Raw genomic sequence first — 3,847 nt, 5'->3', positions numbered from 1 at the left:
CCGCCACACTCTCTGACTGCGCAGCGAGCGAGTTGGCTGCTGCCGCCGCGCTACTTTGCGCCGTTGTCGCCCCAGATACCGCCGCCGTAATCTGCGTCAGCTGCGTGTCTGCCGCACTCGCCGCCACCAGTGCGGACTGGCGGTCGTTGTACGTCCCCGCGTGTTCCTGTGCCCAAGCCAAAGCCGTGATGCGTGCCTGCCGTGTAGCTGCCGCGCTACTTTGCGCTGCCAAAGTCTCCTGCGTGGCTGCAGCCTCACGCCGCCGCTTAAACGCCGCGGCTAACGTGCGTGCCTGCTCTAACGCGGTGGCAGCACTGGTTGCGGCGCTCGCGGCGCTGCTGGCCACCGTTGCTAATTGCGCCACCACTTGATCGTCGGCCGCAATGGTAGTTGCCGCCGCGGTCAGCCGGTCGGGTAGCGGCGACTGTTCATCAGCCGCGGCGCTCGCGGCCTCGTCCTCAGCATCGGTCCACTCAAACGCCCGCATGGCCTCCTGCAGTTGGTGGTCCGTCGTCCCCACCTTTGCCTGCAGCTGACGTTGCTGCTGCCGCAACCGTTCACCCCAGTCTTGGTACATCTGCGTACCAAAGAGGCTGCGTAACAGCGCCTCGCGTTCGTTGCTGTCCGCGTCGAGAAACTTGCGGAACTCGCCCTGTGGCAGCAGGATAATCTGGCGAAACTGCTGGCGATTCAGGTGCATGATGTCCACAATGGCGTCGAGTACGTCCCGCGCCTTGCCCAGCACCTCATCGGGATGGTCGGGCTGATGGATCAACAACTCCGGATTACGCACCTTCAGCTCACCGCTGCGGGACACGTACATTGAGCGCGTAACGTCATACTCGATGTCATCGTTGCGGAACCGCAAGTGCACAACCGTATCGGCACTAGCCGCGGCAAACTCTGACCGCATCGCCGTAGCCAGGCGTCCGTTACCGGTCTGATTCTTCTTCTCGGTTCCGTACAGTGCAAAGACTAACGCGTCAAAAATCGTCGTCTTACCCGCGCCGGTATCCCCACTGATCAGGAATAATGGGGTGTCCGCAAAGTCGGTAAAATCAACCCGTGCGTCGGCGTATGGACCAAAGTTTTGCATTTCTAACAGTTCAAATTGCATAGACTACCTCCTGGGCATGATTACGCATAGTGTTAATCACGGTGGTTCAGTGGTTATTCTTGACCTTCCACATGTGCTAGCGCATCCGCCGCCCACTGACGTTGCTCGTCGGTCATCGTTACGCCGTTGGTATCGTCATAAAATTGCCCCAGCAAGTCCATCGGGTCCAGGTGGCGATCCACCGGCTTCTCGGTCACCAACGTGGCAACGCCGTGCGTCCGGTCCACCCCGGTACACCGTTGATACACCGTCCGTAGTTGGCTCATCAAGTCAGGAATAATCTCGGTATCCGTCAGGGTAACCTGCGCAAAACTGTCCGTATCAATCGTGTGGTAAAAATCCGGGTCCATTACGTGTTCAAAGCTTCCCTGCACGTTGATAAAGTCCGGACTCTGTGGGATTTCCACGAACTGTCGCTGCATCGTTTCGGTGTCGAGTACGTACACCCCTTTGCGCTGCTCGGTCTCGCTCACGTCAAACTTCACGAGCGATCCAGCGTACTGAATCTTATCCGCATTCACCGCGTGCCGGTTGTGCAGGTGCCCCAAAGCCACGTAGTCAAACGGCTCCAACACGTCAAGCGGCACAGCGTCCAGTCCACCAACATTCACCGGCGTTTCCGAGCCGTGTGGGTGCTACCCGCAGCAAAGAAGTGGGCGACCAGCACGTGCTTCTTATCCGGCGCAAAGGCTGCCACCATTTTGGCAATCACCGGCACCATTGCCGTACCGATATTAGTCAACTGGTCGTCATCAAAGTAATTACGCGCCATCGCCGGCTCAAAGTATGGTAGCAAGAAGAATTGTGTATCGCCAATGGTGACCGGCGTAAACGCTTCTTCTAACCGGGTATGCAGGTAAAAGCCGGTGCTGCTATACCACTCGCTCCCCGTCGCCAGGCGTGGGGCCGAGTCGTGGTTGCCGCTAATGACCAGCAGCGGGAAACCGTCGTCACGGTTCAGCGTCCGCATCATTCCGTTCACGGCGTTGACCGCGTTTTCTGCCGCTAGCCCCCGATCGTACAGGTCTCCGGCGATAATAATGGCATCCACGTTTTGGTCATGGGCAACCTGCCGTAGCGCGGCAAAGGATGCCTGCTGGGTGGGCAATAAATCGAATCCGGACAGCGTGCGACCAATGTGCCAATCGGCTGTATGTAAAATACGCATGGTTTTGACTCCCCCTCGATGATGGCTAGTAACAGTACATACGTTCGTAGTACTATTCTACCGCCAAGTTGCGGCCAGCGGGACCCCCATTTATGACTTACGACTAATTATCTGGGAACAAATAAGAACGTGGACCACAATGCGGTTAGCTCCCGAGCACTAACGAAATACGGCCGGTATTCCCACACTGAGGAATACCGGCCGTATTTCGTTATGCACAGGGACCTGCATTGTGGTCCACGTTTGTAGGCCGGCTTGTCGCCACGACCCCAATCGGTCAGAAGACAGCCAGCGTCGATGTTCATTGTTTTACCGAAGCCGCTAATTATAACCGGGTCTCTTTTTGCTTGATTGATCCGCGTTAATCTTGGGGAACGGGTTCCTGCAGCTGTCCGGGGGTCATCCCCACCGTATCCATCAGGGTTTCTTCAAAGTAGACCACCATATGACGGCTTTGCAGCACCGGCAACATGTTATACATCGCAAAGACAGCTTGGCGGTGCTCATCCGTATCTTCATCCTGTAGTATGCCCAGGCGCTTCAGCAGTAGGATACCAAACCGGCTTTCAATCAGGTGCTCATCCATCCCCGCTGCGTCGATTTCCTTCATTAACGGTTGGGCGTAGTTAGAGCGCCGGGCAACCAGCACCCGTAATCCACGGGTGATCACCGTCCACGCCGAAACGTAGCCCATCTGGTTCCATCCGCGCATAGTGATGGCTGCCTGTAAAACTTCGCGTGTCAACACCAGCACTTTGGGCGACGGCAGCATCACCATGACGGCGTGCAGGACCTCCAGTTGGGTTTCATCCCACGACCCGCTGGCCACAAGCAAAGCCGATAAGTGTTCAATTTCTGCGTCAGACACCAAATTCCGGTGGGCGGCGTAATAATAGTCGCCCGCCATGACCATCATCTGGTAAAAGTTAACGTCAGTTGGGTGCTCCCGGTAGCGTACGGCAAGTTGCTCGAATTGGTGCTTCATCCGCACCGGTGACTCCGCCTTAGTCCCGAGTCGTTGCCAGTGCCCCAGCTCCTCATCCGGTTTGCCGGCGGCCACAGCAAAGGTGCGCAGGGTGACGCCCATCCGCGCCAACATAGCCTGTACTTTGCTAATGGCGAGGTCACGCTCACCGGCCTCGAAGTTATGTACCGACCGCGCCGTTGCGATGCCGTCGGACAAATCCTCGACGCTCCAGCCTTGTTCTTCACGTAGCTCTCGAAAACGTTTATTAATTGGCATCGGCTACCTCCCCAACAGCATCTGTTGCGGGTCCTGGCTGTGGCACTTGCGCGTACAGGTCGGTACCACAAAGCCGCTGCGCGGTGTCACGGTAACTTTGCGCCAACGACACCGAGCCAATGGTCCGTAGAAAGCTGATCAAGCCGGTAATTGATTCTGCCCGGGCCGTACTGGGCTCAATCCGGTAGGCTAAACAGCGCGCAATAAACTCACGACGGTACTCCACCAACGATGCGTTGGCGGGAATTACGCCCTGCTGCACTTTTTCCGTCAACCGCTTGGCTAACGTAATTTCTCCCGACTGGACGAGCCAACAATT

General features: G+C 57.1%; 3 protein-coding genes and 1 pseudogene. All 4 read right to left on the bottom strand.

Translation table 11 applies throughout. The features are described from left to right. The coding region (locus tag JCM12539_RS12290) for an ATP-binding protein (protein WP_082405531.1) at positions 1-1,117 on the bottom strand (1,117 nt) is incomplete at its 3' end. A gap of 53 nt (positions 1,118-1,170) precedes the next feature. Continuing rightward, positions 1,171-2,285 (bottom strand): annotated as a pseudogene (locus JCM12539_RS15650) (exonuclease SbcCD subunit D). Positions 2,286-2,646: 361 nt separating this feature from the next. Then, positions 2,647-3,528, bottom strand: coding sequence for a helix-turn-helix domain-containing protein (locus JCM12539_RS12280; protein ID WP_054651818.1), 882 nt, complete (start codon positions 3,526-3,528; stop codon positions 2,647-2,649). After that, the coding region (locus JCM12539_RS13470) for a hypothetical protein (protein ID WP_162204160.1) at positions 3,518-3,847 on the bottom strand (330 nt) is incomplete at its 5' end. The genes JCM12539_RS12280 and JCM12539_RS13470, both read right to left, overlap by 11 nt.

The organism is Lacticaseibacillus pantheris DSM 15945 = JCM 12539 = NBRC 106106 (assembly GCF_001311175.1).
Classification (GTDB): Bacteria; Bacillota; Bacilli; order Lactobacillales; family Lactobacillaceae; genus Lacticaseibacillus; species Lacticaseibacillus pantheris.
Note: the sequence above shows the minus strand (reverse complement) of the source record. Positions and strands in the feature narration are given on the sequence as shown.

Excerpts from the sequence above, each read along its gene's own strand:
- JCM12539_RS12280 (WP_054651818.1), bottom strand. The coding sequence starts at position 3,528 with ATGCCAATTAATAAACGTTTTCGAGAGCTACGTGAAGAACAAGGCTGG.